Genomic DNA, 24,553 nt, shown 5'->3' with positions numbered 1-24,553 from the left:
CCCGCCCGGATCGCGCCGGGAGGGGGACGGCGGACTCAGCTGCGCTTGGCCCGGGCGAACGCCTCGGCCAGGGCATTGTTGGCTGGCGGCGCGGCCTGTGCCGGGCGTCCGCCATTGCCCGGGTTGCGCCCCTGGCCACGTCCCTGCCCGGGGTTGCCGGCGTCGCGGCGCGGCGCCTGCCCCTGGCTGCGTTCGTCACGGCTGCCCGGGCGGCTGGTAGCCTGGCCGGGCGTGTCGTCCAGACGACGGGTCAGGGCGATGCGCTTGCGCGGCACGTCCACCTCCAGCACCTTCACCTTGACGATGTCGCCGGCCTTGACCACGTCACGCGGATCCTTCACGTAGGTATCAGACAGCGCCGAGATGTGGATCAGGCCGTCCTGGTGCACGCCGATATCGACGAACGCACCGAACGCGGCCACGTTGCTGACCACGCCTTCCAGCACCATGCCCTCGCGCAGGTCCTTGATGTCCTCGACGCCTTCGGCGAAACGGGCCGCCTTGAATTCCGGGCGCGGATCACGGCCCGGCTTTTCCAGTTCCTTGAGGATGTCGCGCACCGTCGGCACACCGAATGTCTCGTCGGTGAACTGCTCGGCCTTCAAGCCGCGCAGGAAACTGCCGTCGCCGATCAGCGCCTTGATCGGACGCGCGGTGCTGGCCACGATGCGCTCGACCACTGGATAGGCTTCCGGATGCACCGACGATGCATCCAACGGCTCATCGCCATCGGCGATACGCAGGAAACCTGCGCATTGCTCGAACGTCTTCTCACCCAGGCGCGACACCTTCAGCAGGTCCTTGCGACGCTTGAACGGACCGTTGTCATCGCGGTGGCGCACGATGTTCTCGGCTACCGTCGACGACAGGCCCGAGACGCGCGACAGCAGTGCAGCCGACGCCGTGTTGACGTACACGCCAACGGCATTCACGCAGTCCTCCACGCGCGCATCCAGCGCACGCGCCAGGCGGTACTGATCCACGTCGTGCTGGTACTGCCCCACGCCGATCGCCTTCGGCTCGATCTTCACCAGTTCGGCAAGCGGGTCCTGCAGGCGACGCGCGATCGATACCGCACCACGGATCGACACGTCCAGGTCCGGGAATTCCCTGGCCGCCGTTTCCGACGCCGAATACACCGAAGCCCCGGCTTCACTGACCACGATCTTCTGCGGCGCGTTGTCACCCAGCGCCTTGATGGCTTCACCGGCCAGCTTGTCGGTCTCGCGGCTGGCGGTGCCGTTGCCGATCGCGATCAGCTGCACGTTGTGCTTGGCACACAGCTGCTTGATCGTCTGCAGCGACTGCTCCCACTGCCGGCGGGGCTCGTGCGGGTAGATGGTGTCGGTGGCGACCAGCTTGCCCGTGGCGTCGACCACGGCAATCTTGCAGCCGGTGCGGATGCCCGGGTCCAGGCCCAGCACGCTTTTCGGGCCGGCCGGTGCGGCCAGCAGCAGGTCCTTGAGGTTGTCACCGAACACCGCGATGGCTTCGGCTTCGGCTTTCTCACGGGCCTGGTTGAACAGGTCCAGCAGCAGGTGCATGTGCAGCTTGGCCCGCCAGGTCAGGCGGCAGGCGTCCAGCAGCCAGCGATCAGCAGGGCGTCCCGCATCGCGGATACCGGCGTTGTGCGCCACGCGCCCTTCGGCGTACTGATGTCCGGCCTCGGCATCCTTGCCTGGGTCCAGCTCCAGGAACAGGATCTCCTCGCGGCGCGCACGGAACAACGCCAGCAACCGGTGCGAGGGAATCTTCGCCAACGACTCGGCGTGCTCGAAATAATCGCGGTACTTGGCGCCCTCGGTTTCCTTGCCCTCGGCAACGCGGGCACGGATCACGCCCTGCTCGCTCAACCAGCTGCGCAGCTCGCCAACCAGCGTGGCGTCCTCGCCCCAGCGCTCCATCAGGATCGCGCGGGCACCTTCCAGCGCGGCCTTGGTATCGGCCACGCCCTTGTCGGCATCCACGAACGTGGCGGCAAAGACCTGCGGGTCCTGTGTCGGGTCGCCCAACAGGCCATCGGCCAACGGCTCCAGTCCTGCTTCGCGGGCGATCTGGGCGCGGGTGCGACGCTTGGGCTTGTACGGCAGGTACAGATCTTCCAACCGGCTCTTGGTGTCGGCAGCGAGGATCTCGTTGCGCAGCTCATCGCTGAGCTTGCCCTGCTCACCGATGCTGGCCAGCACCGCCGCACGGCGGTCTTCCAGTTCGCGCAGGTAGGTCAGGCGGGTTTCCAGGTTGCGCAGCTGGGTGTCGTCCAGGCCGCCGGTGACTTCCTTGCGGTAGCGGGCGATGAACGGAACGCTGGCGCCTTCATCGAGCAGGCCGACAGCGGCGCTGACCTGGGCGGTCTGGGCACCGATTTCATCGGCGATGGTCTGGGCGATCTGCTGGGCGAGCTGGCGCTGGGCGTGCTTGGCGTCGTGCATTGTTTCCGGCCTGGGCCGCATTGCGGGAAAGGCCCATTCTTGCAATGCGCGGGCGGCAGGGACAAGGCGTTGACAGAGCGGCGGTTCAGGCGGCGGGTCCGGATGGGACGCCGGCATCCTGGCAAAAGGGGCTCGGACTGGCCCCGGGGCTGGGATGCCGGCGCGGACGCGCGATGGTGGAGCGCGTCCTGCCGCGTACTGCGAAGGTCAGCGGTAGTGGCGGGCGGCACGCTGCATGACGATGTCGTCACGCAGGCTCTCCAGCGCCATCAGGCGGACCTTGCCGACACCCTGCAGTTCCATGAACCGCTCCGTGTAGAACTCCGGCCCCAGCGCGGTATCGGCGCGGGATTTGCTGAAGCCGTAGGGCACCACGCCCTTCTCGCCATCCTTGCTACCACCGACATAAAGAACGATTGCCATGTGATGTCTTCCTCCAAATTGCTACTGCGTACTGCACACGATGAGCGGTACTTGTTGGCTCATCGGGATAGAGCTTACCGCGACCAAGCTGACTGGAACGTCACGAAGACTAATGACGATCGGTTGCATGCAGATGACTGCGGGATAGCAGCAGAATGCTTACGGATCTTTAACTTCCGGCTAACGAATACGAGGGTTTCAGCCAACGGCGCAGCCCCTCGTGGGTGGGGTTGGTTGGTCGCGGAATGCAAAAGCCAGATTACTGGGGCGGCCGGGTGGGTAGGCATTGCGGGGACGCCGTAAACCCATCCCTGGGGGCTTGGCCGCGGCATCCATGCCGCGGACACCCCGCAATGCCTACCCACCCGGCCGCTGACAAGTTTCTGGTGCCTGCCGCCACCCACGGAAGAGAAAAAGAAGATCAAAAGCAAAAGCGGCGTGGTTGGCCGCTTTCTGTAGAGCCGAGCACAGGCTCGGCTCTGCACGAGCAAGCGCCGCGCGCGACCCGCTGTTGCTGTTCTTTTTCTTCTCCGTGGCTGGACGCGCCCGGAAACTGTCAGGGGCCGGGCAGGTGGGTTGCGCAGGGGCGTGAGCCGCATGGATGCGGCGACCGAGCTTACAGGGACGTACTTGCAGCGGCCCCTGCGCAACCCACCTGCCCGGCCCAATCACATGAATCGCATTTCGCGCCCCACCCACGAGGGGCTGCGCCGTTGGCCGGAATCTACGGCCACCAGCCGTGCCCGAACCGCGCGTAATGATCGGCCGCACGCTCGAACGGATTACGCGCACTGACACCTCCACACAGCAGATACACCGGCAGGTACAGCGGCCCCAGCACCAGATACTGGTACACGTGCGCACGTTCATGGTCATCCAGCCGGATCAACGGCTCCACGCCCCACCCCGCCTGATGCGCGTAGGTACGGCAGCACATGCCCAGATCGTGGCCGGTGTGCAGGATTACGTTGCCCAGGGTGATCGCTCCGCCCGGGCCCCAGGGCCAGTGATCGAAAACCACCGCGCAATCACGACCGCTCCAGCGCATCTTCGCACCACCCAGCAACCCGGCCAGACCGCCAAGCAGGCCGATCAGGGTATTGGGCACGGTCCACAGCGCGCCCAGCACCTGCAACGCGCGCAGCCAGATCGGCCAGGGACGGGACGCGGTGTTCAATCCGCCTCGTTGGGGATCAGCAGCCACAGCAGCAGGTAGACCAGGATGCCGGGGAAGGCGGCCGACGCCAGCGAGACCACCACGTACAGCACCCGTACCAGGGTCGGGTTCCAGCCGAAACGATGGGCGATGCCGCCCATCACCCCGGCAATCATGCGGTCGTTCAGCGAGCGCGACAGGGTGCGCGGCACAGCGTTCATGGCGAGGTCTCCCGGCTGACTGGCTGTTGCCACTGTAGCGCCTGCAATGTCTACGGCGTGCGTTGGCGCAAGGCCTGCAGGCGGGCGCCGAACCACGCCGCGGAGTTCTGTTCGGGCTGGCCGGGGCAGCGGATCCGGTACGCCTTGCCACTCATGCTGCTCTGGCTCGCCGCACGTTCGATGAACTGCTCGGCAGTGTCGACCATGTTCTTCTTCAGCAGGTAGTCGTACTTGCGCTGAAGGTGCGAACGCGCATCGGCGGGACCGTACCAGCTGCCATTGCGCTGGAACTGGCACTGGGAGCCATCCAGGCTTCCGATCAACTGCGCGATCTCGCGGCGCGCATCGGCGCTCGGCGCAGCGCTGGCGACGCCGGGCGCAAGGGCCAGAGCAAGCGCGAGCAGAGGGGAATGTTTCATGGCGTGCGTTCCTTCAGCCAGTTGTCGATGGTCGCCGGCACTTCGCGCTGCGCGCGGCCGGAGACGTAGATGCCGATATGCCCACCGCGGAAACTGGATTCGGTGTAGTCCTGCGTGCCCAACCGGCCACGCATCGCGCGCGATGCATCCGGTGGCACCAGATGATCCTGTTCGGCGTAGATGTTCAGCACCGGCAGGGTCACCTGCGACAGATCCACCGCCTCTTCGCCGATGCGCACGGTGCCATTGACCAGGCCGTTGCCCTGGTAGAACTGCTTGATGAACTCGCGGAAGGCTTCACCCGCGAGGTCCGGCGAGTCGAAGATCCACTTTTCCATGCGCAGGAAATCCTCCAGCGCGGCCTTGTCATCGAGGATGTCGAGCAGGCCCACGTACTTCTGCACGTTCAGGCGGAATGGCTTGAGCATCAGGTAGCTGGCATTCATCAGATCGGCCGGGATGTTGCCCAGCGTATCCACCAGCAGATCCACATCCACCTGCTGGGCCCAGTGCGACAACATGTTGTCGGCGGTCTGGAAGTCGACCGGGGTGACCATGGTGATCAGGTTGCCCAGCTTCTGCCGCCGCAGTGCGGCGTAGCACATGGCGAACACGCCGCCCTGGCAGATTCCCAGCATGTCGACCGGGCCTCCACTGCGTGCGCGCAGCGCATCCACCGCGCCATCGATGTAGCGCAGCAGATAGTCCTCAAGCGTCTGGTAGCGTTCGGAACGGTCCGGATAACCCCAGTCCAGCACATATACGTCCTGGCCCAAGGCCAGCAGCTTCTGCACCAGCGACCGATCGGCCTGCAGGTCCACCATGTACGGGCGGTTGACCAGTGCGTACACGATCAGCAGCGGTGTGCGCCGCACCGGCGCGTTCTCGCCGACGAAGCGATACAGCACCACTTTGCCATCGCGCCAGACTTCTTCGCGGGCGGTGGCGCCATAGTCGACATCCTCCACCTGCGGCAACAGCTTCAACCCTTCCATCAGCTTGCGCTGCATGGCCAGGGTCTCCTGCATCAGGTCATCGGCATTGAAGCCCAGCGGTCCTTTCATGGCTTACGACTTCCGCGTGGTCGCGCGGGTGGCGGCCTTCTTCGCTGGCGCTTTCTTCGCAGCAGGCTTCTTCGCTGCAGCCTTCTTCGCTGCAGGCTTGCGCGCGACGGGCTTGACCCTGGCAGGCGCTGGCTGGGCAACGGGATCGACGGCATCGGTACCGGCAAGCGCCGCCACCTGTGCCTGCACCCGGCGCAGGCTGCGCTCGAGCTCGGCAATGCGACGGTGGGCGGCATCCATCTCGCTGCGGGTGGGCAGGCCGATACGTTCACTCATCTGTTCAACCTCGCGCTGCAGGCCTGCGCGCAGGCGCATCTGTGCGTTGCCCAGCGAGGCATACACCTGCTGGAACGGCTCGGACATGGCGACCTTGGCGTAGGCCTCCTCGGCCACTTCAATCCACAGATCGAACATCGCCCGGGCGCTGGTCAGCTGGCTGCCGGGCTGCTCGTGTTCGGCCAGGCGCTGCTCGAACAGGTCGAACGCCTCTTCCAGTGCCTGCTTGATCTGCTCGACATAGGCCTGCGAATGCTGCTGGTACTCCTCCTGCGCGCGCAGCAGGGCCTGCCACCGCGCCTGGTGCTCGCGGCCGGGCCCGAACGCCGGGCTCTGCAGCCAAGGGCCAGCCAGCGTCTGCAACTGCTGGAACCACGCCGTGAACTCGGGCGGAGCAGCGTCCACATGGGTGCTGCCGCGGGCCCCCTGCAGCATCCACTGCAGCATGTCGTCGCCCTGCCCCTTCACCGCTTCACGCCAAGCCTGGGCGACCTCGGCACTGCTGGCATCGCGGCCGGCAAAGCGTGCAGCGACTTGCTGCATGGTGCCGTACCAGCTGCCAGCCTGCTCGCGGAACCGCCGCACTGCCTCCTCGGGCGCGGCAGCACCGGTCCCGGGCAGCAGTTGGCCCCACCAGTCGAACAGGCGCTTCCAGCTGCCCGGGTCGTCGCCAGCCGGGGTTCCCGGCACTGCTGCATGGCGCAAGGCATCACCCCAGGCGCCGAAGTACTGGCGGGCCAGATTTTCGAAATCGCTGCTGCCGGCGTCGTTGGCCGAGCTGGTCATCGCGCTCCTCCGCAGGGCTGGGTCATGGCTTGGGAATGCGCAGGGTCTTGCTGATCATCAGCGACCCGGACAACGCGAACAGCAGCACCAACGGATGCAGCTGCCAAGGGCCAATCTGCCACTGGCCCAGCCACAGGTCGTGGCCGATGGCATCGGTGCCGGCGGCGATCGCCAGCACGATCACCAGCGCCAGGCTGGTGGGAATCGGCGTTCCCTCGAAGTACTTCACCTTGCCTTCGTCACCGCTCATCGCCTCGGCGGTTACGTTGTAGCGAGCCAAGCGGCTGACGCCGCAGCAGACGAAGTAGCTCAGCACCAGCCAGTCCCAGCCCCCCTGCATGCCACAGGCATAGGCCAGCGCTGCGGGCGCGACACCGAAGGAAATGACGTCCGACAGCGAGTCGAGCTCGCGGCCCAGGGTCGAACTGGATTTGCGCCAGCGCGCGATGCGGCCGTCCAGTGCGTCGAAAATGAAAGCCAGCGGGATCAGCGCCATGCCGAACAGCAGGTAGCCCCGCTCGCCATCCTGCAGGAAACGCATTGCGGCAAACACCGCGCCGGTGCCGCAGAAAGCGTTGGCGAGGGTGAACCAGTCCGCCAGATGGAACTCGCGCAGCATCGAGAAGTGACGTTTCATGAAGTCTCACGGGGCATCAAGGCCCACAGGGTACCGCGAGCGCCGCCACCGGCAACAGCGTGGGCTGCCCCTGTCCTTCACCCGTCACTCACCGATCCTCACCAGCGGTGAATTTTTCGCCACCCATCTTGACAGCCTAGGGGGGTGGCGCCTGTCAGCGCTTATCCACAAAGTTGCCCACGCGTAATCCACACCCCCTGTGGACAACTGGTTCTCACCGACTGCGACGCTGGACATTTCCTCATCACCACAAGCCGGGGTTTCCCTACTTCCCAAGCCGATCCGCCAGCGCTATGGTCTGCGGCGGACCCGCCGCCGCCACGTCCGACTCCTTACCGACGGACGATGTTGATGCTGGATGCACGCACCCTGGCCGCGCAGTTGCGGCAGCCCCATGGCGAGGCCGCGCTGGCCGTGGGCGAATCGATGAACCGCAGCAACGACGCCCTCAACCAGGCGGCGATCGCACTGTTGGCCGTCGCTGCCGGAGAGCAGGTGCTGGAAATCGGTCCTGGCAACGCCGCCTTTGCGCCGCTGCTGCTGCAGGCCAGTGGCAGTCGCTACGTGGGTGTCGAGCTGTCCAGTGCCATGGTCGACGCCGGCAACCAGCACCTTGCCGCCAGCGGCCTGGCTGGCCGTGCCGCGCTGCGCGAGGGTGATGCCCATGCCCTGCCCCTGGCTGATGCCAGCGTCGATGCTGCGCTGGCGGTCAACACCCTGTACTTCTGGCCGGACCTGGCCCCGGTACTGGATGAACTGGCACGGGTGCTGCATCGCGGCGGCCGGCTATGCCTGGCCTTCGGCGATGCCGGATTCATGCGTAGCCTGCCCTTTGCCGCCGACTTTGAGCTGCATGAGCTGGATGCAGTGGAGCTGGCGCTGCGGGTGTCCGGCTTCACCGTCACGGCATGGCGCTCGCATCGCGAATGCACGGCCGGCAATGACGGCCAGCAGCGGGAAAAGCACTTCCACCTGCTGCTGGCGCGCCGGCGCTGAAGCTCTCCCCACCGGGCATGGCCCGGCGCTACCGAGGCTGCGCCGGATGGTAGCGCCGGACCATGTCCGGCGAGCGCAGCGGCCTCCGGAATGCCTCAAAGCCGGCTGAAGGACCAGCTCTGCATGCGTCCATCCCGGTATGGCATCACTCCGTGGAACGGGCGCGGATCGGCATCGAACACCAGCGGCAGGAAGTTGCGGTCACCCTCCCACATCGGCAACTGGTCGAGCTTGTCCACGTCCACCCACTCCAGGGTGCCCTCGTGATTGCCGCCGTGCGGGGCACCCTCGAAGCTGTCGATGACGAACACGAAACCGAACCAGTCTTCACCGTGCTTGCCGAAACCCGGCCAGCTGATGGTGCCGCGCAGGCGCATGGCCGTGCAGTCGATACCGGCTTCCTCGGCGATTTCGCGGCGCATGCCGGCGGCGATGTCCTCGGTCGGCTCGACCTTGCCGCCCAGGCCGTTGTACTTGCCCAGATGGTGGTCGCCCGGCCGGGTATTGCGGTGGATCATCAGCACCTGGCGGCGATCGGGCGAGAGCACATAGCCCAGGGTGGCGACGATCGGGGTATACGGCATGTGCGGGTCCGGCGGCGGGTCAGCCGTGGATTATGGCCGATCAACGCACCAGCGACAGGCGACGGTAGCCCTCACCCACGGTGTTGCCGTCTGGATCACGGCGCAGGGTGGCCACGCCATGGCCGCGTTCGGCCAGGTATTCCAGCCATTTGCCGAGGAAGGTGTTCATCCGCATGCGATGGCTGATCAGCTCGGCCGGCGGTGGGTACAGGCCCATCGTGTCCTGCCAGCGGCGGCCGACGTAGCAGTGGGTGGTCTCGGCCTGGCGCGCGTCCCGGTAAAGGCGGACGAAGGCCGATGGGTCCGGTTCACCGGTCACCGGGTCGGCCAGGTCATAGGTCAGGCGCAGCTCGACCGTGTAGCGGTGGCACTCGATCACGTCCAGGCGCACGTCCAGGCCATCACCCACCGAAGAGACGTAGCTTCCCGCCACCAGCTCGGCCGGCGCGAACAGGCGCACCAGGTGACGGTAGTTCTCTGCGTACAACCCCATGAGCCAGCTCAGCCGGCTCAGGCGGGGAATGCGCTCGGTACGGGGCAATGCTCGGGCCATGGGCTGATCCTACACGTTGGCCCTTCAACGTGGGGACTGATCGGCCCCGGCCAAAGGGGCCCTGTATCGACCAACGGTCGATACCCACCGCGCAGGTGGGTCACGCCCGTGGGGCGTAGCGCACCCGTCAACCGCGCAGGTGGGCCACGACCGTTGGTCGTGGCGCCCCCGTCAATACAGCTCGCGCTGCAGCCCCAGCGTACCGAGCACCTTGCTGGAGATCTCCTCGATCGAGGTATGGGTGGTGCTGAGGGTCGGGATGCGTTCCATCTGGAACATGACCTCCGCCGCAGCCACCTCGCGCTTGCAGGTGTCCAGGTTGGCGTAGCGCGAATTGGGCCGGCGCTCCTGGCGGATCTGCTGCAGGCGGTCCGGGTCGATGGTCAGGCCGAACAGCTTGCGCCGGTAGTTGCGCAGGCGGGGCGGCAGGCGGTCGCTCTCCAGATCCTCGTCGGTCAACGGGTAGTTGGCCGCGCGCACCCCGTAATGCAGGGCCAGGTAGATGCAGGTAGGCGTCTTGCCCGCCCGCGACACCGCCACCAGGATCACGTCGGCATCGTCGTAGTTCACCGCGATGCCATCGTCGTGGGTCAGCGCGAAGTTCATCGCGTTGATGCGCCGGTGGTAGGTGTCGAAGTCGACCATGCCGTGGGCCTGGCCGACCCGGTTCAGGCGCGAACTGGACAGTTCGCGCTCCAGCGGCTCGATGAACGGGGCGAACACATCCAGCATCAGCGCCCCGCTTTCGGCCAGGATCAGGCTCAGGCTCTGGTCCACGCAGGAGTTCACCACGATCGGCCGGACCTGGTAGCGCTCCCCCGCCGCCTGGATCCGGGCACAGGCTTCGCGGGCTTTTTCGGGGTCATCGACAAATGACATCCGGTCGGTAATGAAGCTGAACCCGGAGAACTGGGTCAGCAGGCTATGCCCAATGGTTTCAGCGGTGATACCGGTTCCATCGGAAACGTAGAACACCGGACGGATGGTCGACATGCGCGCATTTACCCCCTACGAAGCCTAAAAGGGCCGCCAACACAAGCTTGTGCCGACGGTGGTCTGCCCGGCATCATATCGGCTTCTTCCTACGGACGCGGCCATCAAAGCCCGCCTCGGGCGATGGCCAAACGGAGCATCGCGCTTGAACGAGAACATCCTGTGGTTGCACGAACTGCGTCTGGCCGACCTGGCCCGCGTAGGCGGCAAGAATTCCTCGCTGGGCGAGATGATCGGCAACCTTGCCGGTCTGGGCGTCTCCGTTCCGGGGGGCTACGCGACCACGTCTGAAGCCTTCAAGGACTTCATCGCGCACAACGACCTGTCCAAGCGCATCTTCGACAAGCTGGCCACGCTGGACGTCGAGGACGTCAACGCGCTGACCGCAGCCGGCAAGGAGATCCGCGGCTGGGTGATCGACGCGCCGCTGCAGCCGCAGCTGGACCAGGACATCCGCACCGCCTATGCCAAGCTGAGCGCCGACAACGGCGGCGGCGACGTGGCCGTGGCCGTGCGTTCCTCGGCCACCGCCGAAGATCTGCCCGATGCCTCCTTCGCCGGCCAGCAGGAGACCTTCCTCAACGTCACCGGTGCCGACGATGTCGTGCACAAGGTCAAGGAAGTGTTCGCCTCGCTGTACAACGACCGTGCCATCGCTTACCGCGTGCACCACGGCTTCAAGCACGAGGACGTGTTCCTGTCCGCAGGCGTGCAGCTGATGGTGCGTTCGGGCGTGGGCGCGTCCGGCGTGCTGTTCACCCTGGACACCGAATCCGGCTTCCGCGACGTGGTGTTCGTCACCTCCTCGTTCGGCCTGGGCGAAATGGTCGTGCAGGGCGCGGTCAACCCCGACGAGTTCTACGTCTACAAGCCCACCCTGCAGGCCGGCAAGCCGGCGATCCTGCGCCGCTCGCTCGGCAGCAAGGCGATCCGCATGGTGTATTCGGATGTCCCCGGCGAGCGCGTCAGGATCGAGGACACCCCGGCCGAACTGCGCACCACCTTCTCGATCAACGATGAAGACGTAGCCGAACTGTCGCGCCAGGCGCTGACCATCGAAAAGCACTACGGCCGCCCGATGGACATCGAGTGGGCCAAGGATGGTGTCAGCGGCAAGCTGTTCATCGTGCAGGCGCGCCCGGAGACCGTGAAGTCGCGCAGCCATGCCACCCAGATCGAGCGTTTCGCGCTGACCGAGAAGGGCGGCAACGTTCTCGCCGAAGGCCGTGCCGTGGGCGCCAAGATCGGTGCCGGCGTGGCGCGTGTGGTGAAAACGCTTGAAGACATGAACCGCGTACAGCCGGGCGACGTGCTGATCGCCGACATGACCGATCCCGATTGGGAGCCGGTGATGAAGCGTGCCTCGGCGATCGTCACCAACCGCGGCGGCCGTACCTGCCACGCGGCGATCATCGCGCGCGAGCTGGGCGTGCCGGCCGTGGTCGGTTCGGGCAACGCCACCAAGGTCATCGAGGATGGCCAGCTGGTCACCGTCAGCTGCGCTGAAGGCGATACCGGCTTCATCTACGAAGGCAAGCTCGGCTTCGAGCGCACCACCACCGATCTGGGCAACATGCCGCCGGCACCGTTGAAGATCATGATGAACGTGGCCAACCCGGAACGTGCCTTCGACTTCGGCCAGCTGCCGAACGCGGGCATCGGCCTGGCGCGTCTGGAAATGATCATCGCCAGCCACATCGGCATCCACCCCAACGCGCTGCTGGAATACGACCGCCAGGATGCGGCGACGAAGAAGAAGATCGACGAGAAGATTGCCGGTTATTCCGACCCGGTCGGCTTCTACGTGGACCGTCTGGCCGAAGGCATCGCCACCCTGACCGCCTCGGTCGCGCCGAACCCGGTGATCGTGCGCCTGTCGGACTTCAAGTCCAACGAGTACGCCAACCTGATCGGCGGCAGCAACTACGAGCCGCACGAAGAGAACCCGATGATCGGCTTCCGCGGCGCCAGCCGTTACGTCGATCCGAGCTTCTCGGCCGCCTTCGCACTTGAGTGCAAGGCCGTGCTGCGCGTGCGCAACGAGATGGGCCTGGACAACCTGTGGGTCATGATCCCGTTCGTGCGCACCCTGGAAGAAGGCCGCAAGGTCGTCCAGGTGCTCGAACAGAATGGCCTGAAGCAGGGCGAGAACGGCCTGAAGATCATCATGATGTGCGAAGTGCCGTCCAACGCACTGCTCGCCGATGAGTTCCTGGAGATCTTCGATGGCTTCTCGATCGGGTCCAACGACCTGACCCAGCTGACCCTCGGCCTGGACCGCGATTCGTCGATCGTGGCGCACCTGTTCGATGAGCGGAACCCGGCGGTGAAGAAGCTGCTGTCGATGGCGATCAAGTCGGCACGTGCCAAGGGCAAGTACGTCGGCATCTGCGGCCAGGGCCCGTCCGATCATCCGGATCTGGCCGAATGGCTGATGCAGGAAGGCATCGAGTCGGTGTCGTTGAATCCGGATACCGTGGTCGATACCTGGTTGCGCTTGGCCAAGTTGAAGGCCAAAGGTTGACCTGTTGACGTGTGATGGCTGACGTCGCTTTCATCGACGCCTGCCCATACTGAAGCTGCACGCAAGCCCCGCCTCTGCGGGGCTTGCTGTTTCTGGCGTCCGCGTACGCCATGTTCCCGTCGCACCTGTTCCCGTTGCAAAGGAGTCCGCATGATCGCCGCTGCCCCACCCTCCCCCGCCACGACCTCCTGGTTCCGCTCACTCGACTGGGAACGCCTGCTGGAGACCTACGGCGTGCCGTTGCTGGCCGCGATCGTGGTGCTGCTGGTCGGCATGTGGCTGGCACGACGGCTGTCCAATGCCATGCCGCGCGCCACCTCGCGCATGGGCGTGGACCCAATGCTGGGCAGCTTCCTGCGCAACGTGGTCTACGCGGCCTCGCTGGTGATCGTGGTGATCCTGGCCATCGGCACGCTGGGCGTGCAGATCACTCCGCTGCTGGCCGTGCTCGGTACCGCCGGCTTGGCCGTTGGCCTGGCGCTGAAGGATTCGCTGTCGAATATCGCCTCCGGCGTGATGCTGGTGACCCTGCGTCCGTTCCGCGTAGGCGATGTGGTGACCATCGCCGGGCAGACCGGCACGGTTCGCGAGGTACGCATTTTCCAGACCGTGATCACCGGCGCGGACAACCAGCACACCACCATTCCGAACACGCTGATCACCGCCGCACCGATCATCAACCTCACCGCAGAGCCCACCCGCCGCGTCGAGCTGGTGGTGGGCATCGGTTACGAAGACAACATCCAGTTGGCGCGTGATACCGCACTGGCGCTGATGAAGGCCGACCCGCGCGTGCTGCAGACGCCGGCACCGGATGTGGTGGTGTACGAGCTGGGTGCGCACGCGATCAATCTGGGCATCCGCTGCTATGTGAAGTCGGCCGATCACTTCGGCACCAAGGTCACCCTGCTTGAACAGATCAAGCTGGGCTACGACAAGGCCGGCATCAACATCCCGTATCCGCAGCAGGACATGCACCTGTACCTGCATGGCAAGGATGGCGGCGTGGTCGAGGCCGACGCACTGGTGCGCGACAAGCCCTGATCGGCAGTGCCGACAACGGTCGGCACCCATCCGCCGTCATCGGTAGCGCCGGGCCATGCCCGGCGGGCGCTGCTTCAGGCCTCGACTGCCTCTTCCAGCACCGGATAGTCGGTGAATCCCGCCGCGCCACCACCGAAGTACGTCGCGCGATCGGGCGAATTCAACACCGCGCCGCTGCGCAGGCGCTCGGGCAGATCGGGATTGGCGATGAACGGCCGACCGAAGCCGATCAGGTCCGCCCAGCCTTCCTCCAGCGCCTGCGCGGCACGCTCGGCGGTGTACTTGCCGGCGTAGATCAACGTGCCCGGATAGATCATCCGCAGCGCCTGCTTGAACGCGACCGGCATCAACGGGGCATCCTCCCAGTCGGCCTCGGCGATGTGCAGGTAACCCACACCCAGCTCGCCCAGCAGGTGCGCGGCAGCCAGATAGGTCGCCTGCGGCGTGTCATCCACCGCCCCCTGCAGCGTGGTCAGCGGCGCCAGACGCACGCCGACTCGTTCGCCGCCAGCGACATCGACCACCGCCTGCACCACCTCGCGCAGGAAGCGCAGGCGATTGCGCAGCGCGCCGCCATAGCCGTCGGTACGCTGGTTGGCCTGCGAGTCGATGAACTGGTTGATCAGGTAGCCGTTCGCGCCGTGCAGCTCGACGCCATCGAATCCGGCAGCCAGTGCATTGCGGGTGGCCTGCGCATAGTCGGCCACGATGCCCGGAATCTCGTCCTCGCCCAGCGCGCGCGGCATGGAGTGCTGGATCATTTCGCCCACGCCCGATTCCGGACCGGCGCCGGTCGGGTCGACGAAGACCTTCACCCCTTCGGCCAGCAGTGCCGAGGAAGAGACCGGCGCCGCGCCGTCCGGTTGCAGGGCCACATGGGAGACACGGCCGACATGCCAGAGCTGGGCGTAGATGCGCCCACCCGCCGCGTGCACGGCATCGGTAACCCTGCGCCAGCCCTGCACCTGTTCGTCGCTGTGGATGCCCGGGGTCCATGCATAGCCCTGGCCCTGCGGGCTGATCTGGGTGCCTTCGCTGACGATCAGCCCGGCACCAGCGCGCTGGGCGTAGTACTCGGCCATCTGCACGGTGGCGACATTGCCGGCCGCCGCACGCGAGCGGGTCATCGGTGGCATCACGATACGGTTGGGCAGCGTCAGCGCGCCCAGGCGGTGGGAGGTGAACAACATGGCGGCACTCTCTTGCGGGGGATTGCCGGCAAGGATGGGGATGGCGCTGCGCGCGCAACAGGTGCGTCCACGCAAAACAGTTGTGCCTGGCAGGCAAGGGCCAGAGCCCTTCCCTGCGGCGGTCGGGGTCGGATCCCTTTCCGCAGGAAAGGGCTCCGACCCCATCGTTACAACGTCGGCTCGATCAACGCCCCGCCGTGTGCGATGCGGTCGTAGCAAGTGCGCACGACCTCTTCGCCGTACTTCAGCTCCAGCCGGCGCACGATGAAATGGCCACGGGCCATGTCCTGGTAGTAGTCGGTGAACATGGTGTTGAGCGTCGCGCCGGCTGCCGCACCGACGATCGGCACCGCCTGCGCGGCAAACTTCTCGGTGACCACCACGCCGAAACGGGCGGCGACCTTTTCCACCAGCTTGGCCAGCAGCTTGCCGGCTTCCTTCGGCGCCACGCCCAGGGTCAGGTCACGTCCGGTCACCACGCGCCCGGCCAGTTCGGCCGAGAGGTGGCGCATGACATCGGTGGTGAAACCACGGGCGAGGTAGTAGCCGGTCTCGCTGGCATCGTCGCGCGGCGAATTGCCGCCCAGTGCGAACACCTCCAGGCAGGCCTGGCGGGTGCTGAACTGCGATAGATCGAAGCCTTCGCTGCGGGCGACGTCGGCTACCGCGCGCATCATGATCGTGGTCGACACCGGCAGCTCGATGAACAGCGCAGCGAAACCGAACGCCCCACCCACCGCGCCGGACGTCGCCGCCGCCAGCTTGTGCCAACGCGTCGAGGCGCCCTTGCCAGGGGTGTTGTCCATGCTCCACAGCGCGGCCTGCACGGATTTGGACAACGCCGCCTGCACCGCGCCGTGGATGCGGTTGGACACCGAGGTGGGAAGCGCCTTCACCGCGAACTCCAGCGGCGTCCCGACCAGGTTGGCCATGCGCGCGGTGATCGTGGGGGCTTCCAGCAGTGCTACCGCCCGCTGCAGGTCAGACCAGTCACCAGCGTCGTGGGCGATATCGCGGGGCAGCAGGATGGGCTCGTTCATGCGGCCGATCTTAGCGCCAGGGAGTTGAACGCAGGGTGGTGCCGGCCGCTGGACGACAACCCTGCGCCGCCGGCGGGGATCAGGCGATTGCCGGCCAGCGGCCGGCACTGCCCCTCACGGGCTCGGCAGCCCCGACAGCGCGCCCATGAACTGGCGGTAGTGGCGCAGCTCGTTGATCGAATCGTGCACATCGCTCAGTGCGGTGTGGTTGCTGTTCTTGCCCACGCCCGCAGCCACGCTTGGCGCCCAGCGCTTGGCCAGTTCCTTCACCGTGGACACGTCCAGGTTGCGGTAGTGGAAGTACTTTTCCAGCCGCGGCATCTGCCGGTGCAGGAAGCGGCGGTCCTGGCAGATGGAGTTGCCCGACATCGGTGACACGCCGGCCGGAATCCACTGCGCCAGGAAGGCCACGGTCTGCGCTTCGGCCTGGCCAAGCGTGGTGGTGCTGTCGATGACGCGCTGCCACAGGCCCGAACGACGATGCTGGTTGCGGTTCCACTCGTCCATCGCTTCCAGCGTTTCCAGGGGATGATGGATGGCGAACTCCGGGCCCTCGGCCAGCACGTTGAGCTGGGCATCGGTGACCACGGTGGCGATCTCGATGATCGAATCGTTGTCGGTATCCAACCCGGTCATTTCCAGGTCGATCCAGATCAGCCGCTCGTTGGCCGCGCCGTTCTCTGCCATCGTGTCGCCTCGTTGCTGGGCAGGCACGAGGCCAGCCGGTAAAAGGAAGTGGCGGCCATCATACCCTTTCGCCACTCAGCCCTCGCCAGCGTGGTCCTCCAGCAGCAGCGGCGGCTTGCCACGCTTGGCCCTGAAGTAGTTGGTCAGCCGGTTGCCCGCTTCCTTGGCCAGCACACCGGCATGGACCTCCACCCGATGATTGTGGCGGGCATCAGCGACCAGATCGAACACGCTGCCGCAGGCGCCGGTCTTGGGGTCGCTGGCACCGTAGACCAGGCGCGCCACGCGTGCGTGCACGATCGCCATCGCGCACATCGCGCACGGCTCCAGGGTGACATACAGGGTGCTGCCGATCAGGCGGTGATTGGCCAGCATCCGCCCGCCCTCGCGCATGGCCACGATCTCGGCATGCGCGCTGGGGTCGTGTGAGGCAATGTTGAGGTTCCAGCCCTCGCCCAGCAGCTGACCGTCGGCACCCACCAGCACCGCACCGACCGGGATCTCGTCAAACTCGCGTTGCGCACGTTCGGCCAATGCCAATGCGTGGCGCATCCAGCTCTCGTCGACGTCGTGCACCGGCACGCCCAAGGTATCAGTCATGGCGTTTCTCGGATTCAAGGAATGAGCGCGCGCGTAGTGTAACGCAGGCCTTTTGGCGCTTCCGCTGCGCGGATGCGAAGCGCCGCACCGGCAAACGCTGCATCGCCGCTTGATCTGCCGTGAAGACTCCTTCACGCTACGACCGCGTTTTCGTCATCTGACGACTGTGCACTGCTGCTTGCTGGCAGCGATTTCACCTTTCGATCTCTACAGGGGGTAGTTTTGAACGCAGTTGCAGAAACCACCGTGCAGGCCAGCCCTGCCGGAAAAGCCGCATGGATCACGCTGGCGATCGCTTGGCTGTGCTTCCTCGTCCCGTTCCCCGGCCTGGGCCTGTTCCTGGGCTGGCCGCTGAACCTGGTGGCCTTCATCCTCGCCATCGTCGCGATGGCCAAGGGCGGCGCCATGAAGGGCCTGTTCCAGCTGCTGGGCTCGATCATCGTTTCGCCGATCGTGTACTTCGTCGGCCTGGCGATCTTTGCCGGCACCGTGAGCGGCATCAGCGCGCAGAGCAAGGGCCAGTACGATGCGGCCGTTGCTGAAGCCGGCGTCTCGTCCGCCGCCGCGGAGGCAGACGCTGCCGCCAAGCCTGCAGAACCGGCAGCCACCGCCGTCACCAACGATGCCGCTGCGGCCTCCGCCTCGGCTGTGGAAGTGACCGCCACCACGATGTTCAGCGACTACCAGGACAACGAGATCGCTGCCGATGGCAAGTACAAGGGCAAGGCGCTGCTGGTTTCCGGCACGGTCGACTCGATCAGCTCGGACTTCATGGACAAGCCGGTCGTGCAGCTGAGCGCCAAGCCGTTCGGCTTCGTACAGGCCAGCGACCTGCCCAAGGACGTGGCTGCCAGCCTGAAGAAGGGCCAGAAGGTCACGCTGGCCTGCACCGGCAATGGCGAAGTCATCGGCTTCCCGGCACTGTCCGGCTGCACCGTGCAGTAAGGCGCAGCGAACGGTGACATCCAAGGCCCCGCTTCGGCGGGGCTTTCTGTTTGCGGGTGTCGCACCGGTACAATCCGGGTACTGCAAAGCACCTTGGCCGATCCCATGACCACCCTGCGCCCTTCCCGCACCACCGATGGCGACGCTCTCGTCGATCTCTGGCGCCGGGCCGTCGACGCCACCCATGATTTCCTCAGTACCGAAGACCGTCAGGCTATCGACGCTGAAGTTGCCGGCTTCCTGCCACAGGCCCCGATGGTCGTGGCCGTCGGCGACCAGGACCAGCCGCAGGGTTTCATGCTGATCGACGGCTCGCACATGGAAGCGTTGTTCATCGATCCCGACGTGCGCGGAACCGGTATCGGCCGCCAGCTGCTGCAGCATGCGCTGGCACTGCAGCCGCAACTGACCACCGACGTCAACGCGCAGAATGCGCAGGCCGTGGGCTTCTATCGGCGCATGGGTTTCATCGAAACCGGACGCTCGCCGGTGGATTCGCAGGGTCGTCCGTATCCCCTCATCCACCTGCGCCATCCAGGCTGACCGGCGGTTGGAACGCCGGCCGTTCCCCGATCAGGTAACCACGTCGAACGCCGGCGAGTAACGCACCTCCCCCTGTGCCATCGGTGGCTGCAGGCACAGGGCCTGGAAATACGCCGCCGGCACGCCGGGTAGTACCAGATCCGGCACGGCACGGAAGCCGAAGCGCCCGTAGTAGGCCGGCTCGCCCAACAGCACGCAGCCCCGCGCGCCCTTCTTGCGCAGAGCCTCGATCGCGGCCCGCATCAATGCCGTGCCCACGCCGCGCCCCTGCTGCTGCGGCAGAACCGAAATCGGCCCGAGCCCGAACCAGCCTTGGCTGCCGTCCTGCACGCTGACCGGGGACAGCGCGACATGACCCACCAGTTGGCCCGCATCCTCTGCCACCAGCGAGATGCTCAACTCGCCGCGCTCACGCAATGCGTCGACGATGTGGTGTTCGGTGTGGCTGCTGTGCGGCGCGTTGCGGAAGGCCGCCTCGGTCAGGAAGTGGATTCCAGCAGCGTCTGCGGGCAGTTCAGGGCGGATGGAGAGCATCGTCGGCACGTCGTCGGAACGGAGTAAGCACCTTGATCATGCCGCATCGAGGAAGCAACGGCCCGCGCCTGATGCCCGTACTCCACGCGTGAAATCCGGATACGAATCACAGTTCGCTGCATCCAAGCCAGTTTGATAGCGTCAAAATTTCGACTATTTCACTTTTCTGCCGCGAGAATCGCGCAATCTAGCCTTCCCGGGTCCGGGATCGTGGTCACCAAGGAAAGGAGACATGCCGTGATTGCCCGTCTTTCCTCGCCAGTGCGGCGCGCACCTTCGTCGCCTGCAGCGTGCCCCGTCGCGAACGCGCTCACTTTTCCGACGGGAGGCTGACGGTGCGCCGCACATCCCTCCCGTGTCTTGCCTTGCTTCTATTGATTGCCTGCAGCCCGGAGACCGCCATGAACCAGGAACTTGCTTTCGCCGAGTCCGACGTCGCCCAGGGAGGACGTGGCCTGGCCAAGCTCAACCCCTCACCGCGCAAGGCCTATGAACTGGTACTGCGCCTGCACAACCCGCCGGGCAGCTTTGCCGTGGTCGAAGGCGTTGCCCAGTACGATGTCAGCAACGAAGCGCAGTGCGGGTACATCGAGCCCGCCACCGGCGCTCCCGCCCGCATCACCAGCCAGGAGCCGGTGACGCTGCGCAGGGTCACCGATAACGAGTACCGCGGCACCGTCTACCTGGACCGCATGCTCGACGAGGACTACTACGGCCGCGGCGTCTGCCATTGGGCCTTCAGTGGCGCCGGCGCGATGCTGAAGGCGACCGGCGCCGATGGCGAGACGCGCTTCCTGTCCTTCATCGAGGCCGATCCGTTCGTCAAAGGCCAGAGTGAGACGCGCCATTATCCGCAGGGCGACTACCCACGCGTGGCGGACCTGCCCGACTACGGCGCTACCGGCCAGAAGGACGCCAGCCGGTTCCGCCCGGAACTGCAGGACACGCTGTTCTCTGCCACCTTGACGGCCGATGAGGTGCAGCCGTGACCCTCGGCAGCCAGGACTACGCCGCGCTGTCCAACGATGCCTATCGCGACCTGAAAGTCGGTCGCCGCGCCCCCGGACAGGAAGAGCATGTCTCCCTCAACGGGCATGACTACAAGGTGCTCGAGCACGTCAGCAACCGCTTCAATGGCTATCAAGGCACGATCTACCAGCGCGTGGACACGCAGGAGATCGTGGTCTCCCATCGCGGCACCGAGCAGATCGCCCGCGATGGCCTCCTCGCCGATGGCGGCATGGTGGTCGCCCGCTACAACGTGCAGGCCGCCGATGCGCTGGCACTGACCCAGCGCGCCCTCGCCTACGCTGCCAAGGAAGGACGCGACCTCGGCCAGGCACCTGAGGTCACCGTCACCGGGCATTCGCTGGGCGGCGCGCTGGCCCAGATCAGTGCGCACCACTACAACCTGAAGGGCGAGACCTTCAACGCCTATGGCGCGGCCAGTCTTGGCTACCGCATTCCCGAAGGCGGCACCAGCGTTGTCAACCACGTCATGGCAGCCGACCCGGTCAGCGCCGCTTCGCCGCACTTCGGCCAAGTGCGCGTGTACGCCACGCCCCAGGAGATCGACACGCTGGGCGACTGGGGCTTCAGCAACAGCCGTCTGCGCATCCTGATTCCCGACAGCGCGCTGGGCGCGGCCGCCAACTCCTTCGGTTCGCACAAGCTGGTCAATTTCCTCGGCGAAGACTCGGTGCTGGGCAGGCCGGAGACGCAGACCTTGGCACGCGACAACATCAAGATGATCGACGAGTACCGGGACAAGATGGAGCTGCTGCGCAGTGGCGTCACCACCGGTACGCGCGGCCTGCCGGGCGGCGTCAAGGATCTCTTCGACCATCTGCGCGGCCCCCTGGAACCGGGCGAACCCGCGCGCCGTGAAGCCGAACGGCAGGGGCGCCCGATCGGCATGCTGCGCATCGACGACGCCGGCCACGTCGGCAACCCCTTGTTCAATGATGCCCTGCGCGGCGTGCACGCACAGGACACCCGCGTCGGCCGCACACCCGATGGCATGAGCGCGCAACTGGCAGGCTCGCTGGCTGCGGAAATGCATGCCGCCGGCGGACAGCGGATCGACGAGGTACTGATGAGTGCCGACGCGTCACGCAGCTTCGCCCTGCAGGGTGAGGGCGGCGACCCCGGCCATCTGCGCGTGTCCGTCGACACCACCCGCGCGATGAACACGCCGTTGGAGCAGAGCAGCCAGCGCATCGAGCAGCAGGCTGCCGGCCAAGCCCTGGCACGCGAGCAGCAGCTGGAACAGACCCAGGCGACCCAACGCAGCCTGCACGCCTGAGACGCTTGCTGGAATGAAAACGGGAGCCGGCACTGCCGGCTCCCGTCATTTCCGCGGTCGATCAGGGGCTGGAAACCGCCGAGTTTGCCGCCGGCCCTGCCAGCACATACGCATCTGGGCCGGAGTCCGGGAAGCCGCCACAGGCCTTGTCGCCCGGCGCCACCGGATCACACGGCCACTGCGCGCGCGTCACAGTATCGCGCAGCTCGAAGCGGGTGCCGTTCCAGACCACGAAGGACAGATGCTCGCGGTTCCAGTCACTGAAGCTGTGCGGGCCGGTCTTCTGCGGTGATTCCGGGTACTGCACGAACCAACGCATGGCCGGCCCGTACTGCAACTTGCTGTGGTCCAGGCTGATCTTGCCTTCGCGGGTGCGGTGACGGGCACGATCGGCCTCGGCGATCGACGGTGCCGCCGGCATTGCCATTGCAGTGATGTCCTGCGGGACGCCATCGCTGCCCACCTGGTACACGCGCTGGCGTACGTAGGCCTGCCCGCAACTGCCGGCTGCGAGTCGGACGGGCTCTGCGGTGTTCTCGTTTGGCAGTGCGCCATCGGCACAGTCGAACGGCGCCGAGACCAGGTAGGTGGTCGTCGACGCATCCGCGCCTTCAAACGAGCGGACCCAGATGTCTCCCAGGCGGGCGATGAAGTCCGGGCGCTGGCCCATACCGGCCACGGCCTTGAACCACGCCTTCTGGCGCACTTCGCGCTCGCGCCAGCTGCGCGGCAGGTGGATGTCCTGCTCAGGCAAGGCCACCAGCAGCGCCGCCAGGTGCGGCGGCAACGCGCCCTGGCAGGCGCCGATCATCAGATCGCCCTGCGGCGCCAGGCGACCGGCAAGATCGACCGGGCAGCGCGCACCGAGCTGGCGCTCGGCGGCCTGGTCCGGTGCCAGCGGGATGATCGGCGGTGCGACGGGGGCTGGGGCCGGCGGCGGAACGGGTGCCGGGGCCAGTGCGGCGTCGGGCACCTGTGCAGCAGCGGCAACGGGCGCAGGCACCTGCGCGGGAGCCGGCGATGGGGCTGCGACAGCGGCTGTTGCGACAGGCGTAGCTGGCGCAGCATTGGTGGAGGCAGCTTCGGCCGCTGGTGGTGCCGGTGCTGCTGCGGGCGCTGGCGCAATCGCGGGTTCGGCGGCAACAGCTTCTTGAGCGACGTCCGTCGCCGCCGCCGGCTGCGCTGCGGGTGCGGGCGGCATGGACGACTCCGCCGTAGGCACAGGTGCAGCCACCACGGCAGGCACCGGTTCAGGCGCGGCGACGGGAGCCGGTGCAGCTACGGCATCAGTTGCGGTGTCAGCGGGCGTCTGCGCGTCAGCTGCGGCCACTACCGGTGCTGGCACAGCCTCCTCGACGGCGGGAACCGCCGGGGCGTCCGGTGCCTGCTGTGCGTGGGCCATGGCAGCAGCCAGCCCCAGCGGCAGTAGCCACAACGCCTGAGCGCGACCACGCTGGGCCACGTTGGAACGCAGGAAAGTGTTTCGCATGTTGTGTCCTTACAAAGAGATCCATGTAGGCACCCGAAGGTGCTCGGTGTCTTGCGATGGGCCCGCCGGTCTCCGACCTGCAGGCGGCGCCCAGATTACAGCGATCGCGGGCGATTCTGCTCCTGCTCGCGGGTAACCGAAGCAGCCTGTTCCTGGCGGGAAGAGGCTTCGGCCGCCAACTGCTGGCTGCTCTGCTCCAGCGGCAGCTGCGTGGCGGCCTCACGCTCGACCATCGAGCGCTGCATCGCCGGGTCCCCCATGACGCCCTGCACCGCAAACAGCGCCCTGCCGTCGGTACCGGCCACCACGTGATCGATACGGCTCATCCCTGCCTTCTGTGCGCTCAACGCCAAGGCCCCGGCCGCATTGTCCAGTTCCTGCTGGCTGCGCAGGCCACTCTGCGGCCCCATCTGCTGCAGATGACCCCGTGCGTCGGTGAACAACCGGTTGCCGGCATGGGCCGGATCGGACATATCGCGCGCGCGCTCAGGCAACTGTGCAGGTTCGCCCACTTCGCCGCGGGCAAGCCGGTCCATCACGTCCGGGGTCAGCTTCTGCTGCCACGCCTCGAAACGCTTGAGCCGGTCCTCCACCCCGTTGACGGCACCGTTGATGGCGTACGTCGCCTCGCGCACGTCCTCGCGCGCGAGTTCCGGCACACGGTTCTGCCATTGCCACACCGCGATGCGACCTGCGTGTTCCGGCTGCGATGCCAGCTCGGGCTGGTTGACCAGATCCAGATCCAGCGCACTGCCGGCGCGCTCGTAGCTTTCCTTGCCGGTCAGCGGCAGATAACCGCGCCCGTGGTACTTGAGCGCATCTCCGGGCGCGTCATTGCCCATCCGGCCGCCATACATCAGCTCAGCCAGATCATCCGGACGCCCTCGCAGGGCTTCCTGGCGCGCGGATTCCAGCGCCTCGGTGCCATTGCGCCACGCCGCCTCGACCGGGATCTGCGAGATGCCCCGGGTGTAGTTGAAGCTCTCGTTGAGCCGGCTCAGGCCGCGCGACTCGTGCCCTGCCTGCGCCATGAAATTGGCCAGTTCAAGGGGGGAGTCGATGCCGGCGTTGGTCGCCTGCCGCAGCAGTTGCGACTCTCTATCGGTCGACACAGT

Annotated in this window: 25 protein-coding genes; 7 read left to right on the top strand and 18 right to left on the bottom strand. The window is 66.4% G+C overall.

What is annotated here, in order from left to right:
- Positions 1-35 precede the first annotated feature (35 nt).
- The 8 genes from M2299_RS03395 to M2299_RS03360 form a co-directional block, all read right to left on the bottom strand.
- Positions 36-2,429, bottom strand: a complete 2,394-nt coding sequence (locus tag M2299_RS03395; protein ID WP_280883874.1) for a Tex family protein — start codon at positions 2,427-2,429, stop codon at positions 36-38.
- A 207-nt stretch (positions 2,430-2,636) separates the two neighbouring features.
- Positions 2,637-2,852 (bottom strand): hypothetical protein, encoded by a 216-nt coding sequence (locus M2299_RS03390; protein WP_025879252.1) that lies wholly within the window; start codon positions 2,850-2,852, stop codon positions 2,637-2,639.
- 724 nt (positions 2,853-3,576) lie between these two features.
- Positions 3,577-4,029, bottom strand: coding sequence for a hypothetical protein (locus tag M2299_RS03385; protein WP_025879253.1), 453 nt, complete (start codon positions 4,027-4,029; stop codon positions 3,577-3,579).
- The gene (locus tag M2299_RS03380) at positions 4,026-4,229 is read right to left on the bottom strand and encodes a PspC domain-containing protein (RefSeq protein WP_025879254.1); all 204 of its coding nucleotides are present in this window, start codon (positions 4,227-4,229) and stop codon (positions 4,026-4,028) included. Before M2299_RS03380 ends, M2299_RS03385 begins: the two co-directional genes overlap by 4 nt.
- Positions 4,230-4,279: 50 nt before the next feature.
- Positions 4,280-4,648: a YfeK family protein gene (locus M2299_RS03375; protein ID WP_280883872.1), complete on the bottom strand. Its 369-nt coding sequence runs from the start codon at positions 4,646-4,648 to the stop codon at positions 4,280-4,282.
- On the bottom strand, positions 4,645-5,712 hold the full coding sequence (locus M2299_RS03370; RefSeq protein ID WP_280883871.1) for a class III poly(R)-hydroxyalkanoic acid synthase subunit PhaC: 1,068 nt from the start codon (positions 5,710-5,712) through the stop codon (positions 4,645-4,647). Before M2299_RS03370 ends, M2299_RS03375 begins: the two co-directional genes overlap by 4 nt.
- Positions 5,713-5,715: 3 nt before the next feature.
- On the bottom strand, positions 5,716-6,774 hold the full coding sequence (gene phaE, locus M2299_RS03365) for a class III poly(R)-hydroxyalkanoic acid synthase subunit PhaE (protein ID WP_280883870.1): 1,059 nt from the start codon (positions 6,772-6,774) through the stop codon (positions 5,716-5,718).
- A gap of 22 nt (positions 6,775-6,796) precedes the next feature.
- Positions 6,797-7,411 carry a phosphatidylcholine/phosphatidylserine synthase gene (locus tag M2299_RS03360; RefSeq protein ID WP_025879258.1) on the bottom strand — a complete coding sequence of 205 codons (615 nt, stop codon included), beginning with the start codon at positions 7,409-7,411 and terminating at the stop codon, positions 6,797-6,799.
- 345 nt (positions 7,412-7,756) lie between these two features.
- On the opposite strand from M2299_RS03360, the gene M2299_RS03355 reads away from it, so the two are divergent.
- Positions 7,757-8,407, top strand: coding sequence for a class I SAM-dependent methyltransferase (locus tag M2299_RS03355; protein ID WP_280883869.1), 651 nt, complete (start codon positions 7,757-7,759; stop codon positions 8,405-8,407).
- A 95-nt stretch (positions 8,408-8,502) separates the two neighbouring features.
- Here the strand turns inward: M2299_RS03355 and M2299_RS03350 are convergent, their stop codons facing one another.
- The 3 genes from M2299_RS03350 to M2299_RS03340 form a co-directional block, all read right to left on the bottom strand.
- Positions 8,503-8,991 (bottom strand): 8-oxo-dGTP diphosphatase, encoded by a 489-nt coding sequence (locus M2299_RS03350; RefSeq protein WP_080148528.1) that lies wholly within the window; start codon positions 8,989-8,991, stop codon positions 8,503-8,505.
- Positions 8,992-9,031: 40 nt separating this feature from the next.
- A complete protein-coding gene (locus M2299_RS03345) occupies positions 9,032-9,544 on the bottom strand; it encodes a DUF1249 domain-containing protein (RefSeq protein WP_099842854.1) in 513 nt (170 codons plus the stop codon).
- A 171-nt stretch (positions 9,545-9,715) separates the two neighbouring features.
- Positions 9,716-10,537 carry a pyruvate, water dikinase regulatory protein gene (locus M2299_RS03340; RefSeq protein ID WP_025879262.1) on the bottom strand — a complete coding sequence of 274 codons (822 nt, stop codon included), beginning with the start codon at positions 10,535-10,537 and terminating at the stop codon, positions 9,716-9,718.
- Between the two features lie 145 nt (positions 10,538-10,682).
- Between M2299_RS03340 and ppsA the strand changes: the two genes are divergently transcribed.
- Positions 10,683-13,061 (top strand): phosphoenolpyruvate synthase, encoded by a 2,379-nt coding sequence (ppsA, locus tag M2299_RS03335; protein ID WP_025879263.1) that lies wholly within the window; start codon positions 10,683-10,685, stop codon positions 13,059-13,061.
- Between the two features lie 150 nt (positions 13,062-13,211).
- Positions 13,212-14,105: a mechanosensitive ion channel domain-containing protein gene (locus M2299_RS03330; protein ID WP_025879264.1), complete on the top strand. Its 894-nt coding sequence runs from the start codon at positions 13,212-13,214 to the stop codon at positions 14,103-14,105.
- Positions 14,106-14,179: 74 nt separating this feature from the next.
- Here M2299_RS03330 and M2299_RS03325 read toward each other — a convergent pair whose 3' ends face one another.
- From M2299_RS03325 to tadA, 4 genes are all read right to left on the bottom strand, one after another.
- Positions 14,180-15,295 carry an alkene reductase gene (locus tag M2299_RS03325; RefSeq protein WP_280883868.1) on the bottom strand — a complete coding sequence of 372 codons (1,116 nt, stop codon included), beginning with the start codon at positions 15,293-15,295 and terminating at the stop codon, positions 14,180-14,182.
- A gap of 167 nt (positions 15,296-15,462) precedes the next feature.
- Positions 15,463-16,335 carry an EcsC family protein gene (locus M2299_RS03320; protein ID WP_100436490.1) on the bottom strand — a complete coding sequence of 291 codons (873 nt, stop codon included), beginning with the start codon at positions 16,333-16,335 and terminating at the stop codon, positions 15,463-15,465.
- A gap of 114 nt (positions 16,336-16,449) precedes the next feature.
- On the bottom strand, positions 16,450-17,022 hold the full coding sequence (gene orn, locus M2299_RS03315) for an oligoribonuclease (protein ID WP_025879267.1): 573 nt from the start codon (positions 17,020-17,022) through the stop codon (positions 16,450-16,452).
- Positions 17,023-17,097: 75 nt separating this feature from the next.
- Positions 17,098-17,622: a tRNA adenosine(34) deaminase TadA gene (gene tadA / locus M2299_RS03310; protein WP_025879268.1), complete on the bottom strand. Its 525-nt coding sequence runs from the start codon at positions 17,620-17,622 to the stop codon at positions 17,098-17,100.
- 222 nt (positions 17,623-17,844) lie between these two features.
- Between tadA and M2299_RS03305 the strand changes: the two genes are divergently transcribed.
- The gene (locus M2299_RS03305) at positions 17,845-18,567 is read left to right on the top strand and encodes a hypothetical protein (RefSeq protein ID WP_204372869.1); all 723 of its coding nucleotides are present in this window, start codon (positions 17,845-17,847) and stop codon (positions 18,565-18,567) included.
- A gap of 105 nt (positions 18,568-18,672) precedes the next feature.
- Positions 18,673-19,110, top strand: coding sequence for an acetyltransferase (locus M2299_RS03300; protein WP_033831414.1), 438 nt, complete (start codon positions 18,673-18,675; stop codon positions 19,108-19,110).
- A 30-nt stretch (positions 19,111-19,140) separates the two neighbouring features.
- Here the strand turns inward: M2299_RS03300 and M2299_RS03295 are convergent, their stop codons facing one another.
- The gene (locus M2299_RS03295) at positions 19,141-19,644 is read right to left on the bottom strand and encodes an N-acetyltransferase (RefSeq protein ID WP_099844342.1); all 504 of its coding nucleotides are present in this window, start codon (positions 19,642-19,644) and stop codon (positions 19,141-19,143) included.
- A 335-nt stretch (positions 19,645-19,979) separates the two neighbouring features.
- On the opposite strand from M2299_RS03295, the gene M2299_RS03290 reads away from it, so the two are divergent.
- Positions 19,980-20,633: a hypothetical protein gene (locus M2299_RS03290; protein ID WP_280883867.1), complete on the top strand. Its 654-nt coding sequence runs from the start codon at positions 19,980-19,982 to the stop codon at positions 20,631-20,633.
- A complete protein-coding gene (locus tag M2299_RS03285; RefSeq protein WP_280883866.1) occupies positions 20,630-21,949 on the top strand; it encodes an XVIPCD domain-containing protein in 1,320 nt (439 codons plus the stop codon). The genes M2299_RS03290 and M2299_RS03285 overlap by 4 nt, the downstream gene beginning before the upstream one ends.
- Before the next feature lie 61 nt (positions 21,950-22,010).
- On the opposite strand, the gene M2299_RS03280 is transcribed toward M2299_RS03285, so the two are convergent.
- Complete coding sequence (locus tag M2299_RS03280) at positions 22,011-22,952, bottom strand: hypothetical protein (RefSeq protein WP_280883865.1); 942 nt, start codon at positions 22,950-22,952, stop codon at positions 22,011-22,013.
- A gap of 581 nt (positions 22,953-23,533) precedes the next feature.
- Complete coding sequence (locus M2299_RS03275; RefSeq protein ID WP_280883864.1) at positions 23,534-24,550, bottom strand: XVIPCD domain-containing protein; 1,017 nt, start codon at positions 24,548-24,550, stop codon at positions 23,534-23,536.
- Between the last annotated feature and the right edge of the window lie 3 nt (positions 24,551-24,553).

It is taken from the genome of Stenotrophomonas sp. 1278 (assembly GCF_029892765.1).
Classification (GTDB): Bacteria; Pseudomonadota; Gammaproteobacteria; order Xanthomonadales; family Xanthomonadaceae; genus Stenotrophomonas; species Stenotrophomonas indicatrix.
Note: the sequence above shows the minus strand (reverse complement) of the source record. Positions and strands in the feature narration are given on the sequence as shown.

What these genes read in the sequence shown, in the direction of transcription:
- M2299_RS03340 (WP_025879262.1), bottom strand. Translation starts at nt 10,537, where the DNA reads ATGTCGACCATCCGTCCGGTGTTCTACGTTTCCGATGGAACCGGTATC.
- M2299_RS03375 (WP_280883872.1), bottom strand. Translation starts at nt 4,648, where the DNA reads ATGAAACATTCCCCTCTGCTCGCGCTTGCTCTGGCCCTTGCGCCCGGC.
- M2299_RS03370 (WP_280883871.1), bottom strand. Translation starts at nt 5,712, where the DNA reads ATGAAAGGACCGCTGGGCTTCAATGCCGATGACCTGATGCAGGAGACC.
- M2299_RS03320 (WP_100436490.1), bottom strand. Translation starts at nt 16,335, where the DNA reads ATGAACGAGCCCATCCTGCTGCCCCGCGATATCGCCCACGACGCTGGT.
- M2299_RS03395 (WP_280883874.1), bottom strand. Translation starts at nt 2,429, where the DNA reads ATGCACGACGCCAAGCACGCCCAGCGCCAGCTCGCCCAGCAGATCGCC.
- M2299_RS03295 (WP_099844342.1), bottom strand. Translation starts at nt 19,644, where the DNA reads ATGCTCTCCATCCGCCCTGAACTGCCCGCAGACGCTGCTGGAATCCAC.
- phaE (WP_280883870.1), bottom strand. Translation starts at nt 6,774, where the DNA reads ATGACCAGCTCGGCCAACGACGCCGGCAGCAGCGATTTCGAAAATCTG.
- orn (WP_025879267.1), bottom strand. Translation starts at nt 17,022, where the DNA reads ATGGCAGAGAACGGCGCGGCCAACGAGCGGCTGATCTGGATCGACCTG.
- M2299_RS03360 (WP_025879258.1), bottom strand. Translation starts at nt 7,411, where the DNA reads ATGAAACGTCACTTCTCGATGCTGCGCGAGTTCCATCTGGCGGACTGG.
- M2299_RS03355 (WP_280883869.1), top strand. Translation starts at nt 7,757, where the DNA reads ATGTTGATGCTGGATGCACGCACCCTGGCCGCGCAGTTGCGGCAGCCC.
- M2299_RS03380 (WP_025879254.1), bottom strand. Translation starts at nt 4,229, where the DNA reads ATGAACGCTGTGCCGCGCACCCTGTCGCGCTCGCTGAACGACCGCATG.
- M2299_RS03300 (WP_033831414.1), top strand. Translation starts at nt 18,673, where the DNA reads ATGACCACCCTGCGCCCTTCCCGCACCACCGATGGCGACGCTCTCGTC.
- M2299_RS03345 (WP_099842854.1), bottom strand. Translation starts at nt 9,544, where the DNA reads ATGGCCCGAGCATTGCCCCGTACCGAGCGCATTCCCCGCCTGAGCCGG.
- M2299_RS03350 (WP_080148528.1), bottom strand. Translation starts at nt 8,991, where the DNA reads ATGCCGTATACCCCGATCGTCGCCACCCTGGGCTATGTGCTCTCGCCC.
- M2299_RS03325 (WP_280883868.1), bottom strand. Translation starts at nt 15,295, where the DNA reads ATGTTGTTCACCTCCCACCGCCTGGGCGCGCTGACGCTGCCCAACCGT.
- tadA (WP_025879268.1), bottom strand. Translation starts at nt 17,622, where the DNA reads ATGACTGATACCTTGGGCGTGCCGGTGCACGACGTCGACGAGAGCTGG.
- M2299_RS03390 (WP_025879252.1), bottom strand. Translation starts at nt 2,852, where the DNA reads ATGGCAATCGTTCTTTATGTCGGTGGTAGCAAGGATGGCGAGAAGGGC.
- M2299_RS03330 (WP_025879264.1), top strand. Translation starts at nt 13,212, where the DNA reads ATGATCGCCGCTGCCCCACCCTCCCCCGCCACGACCTCCTGGTTCCGC.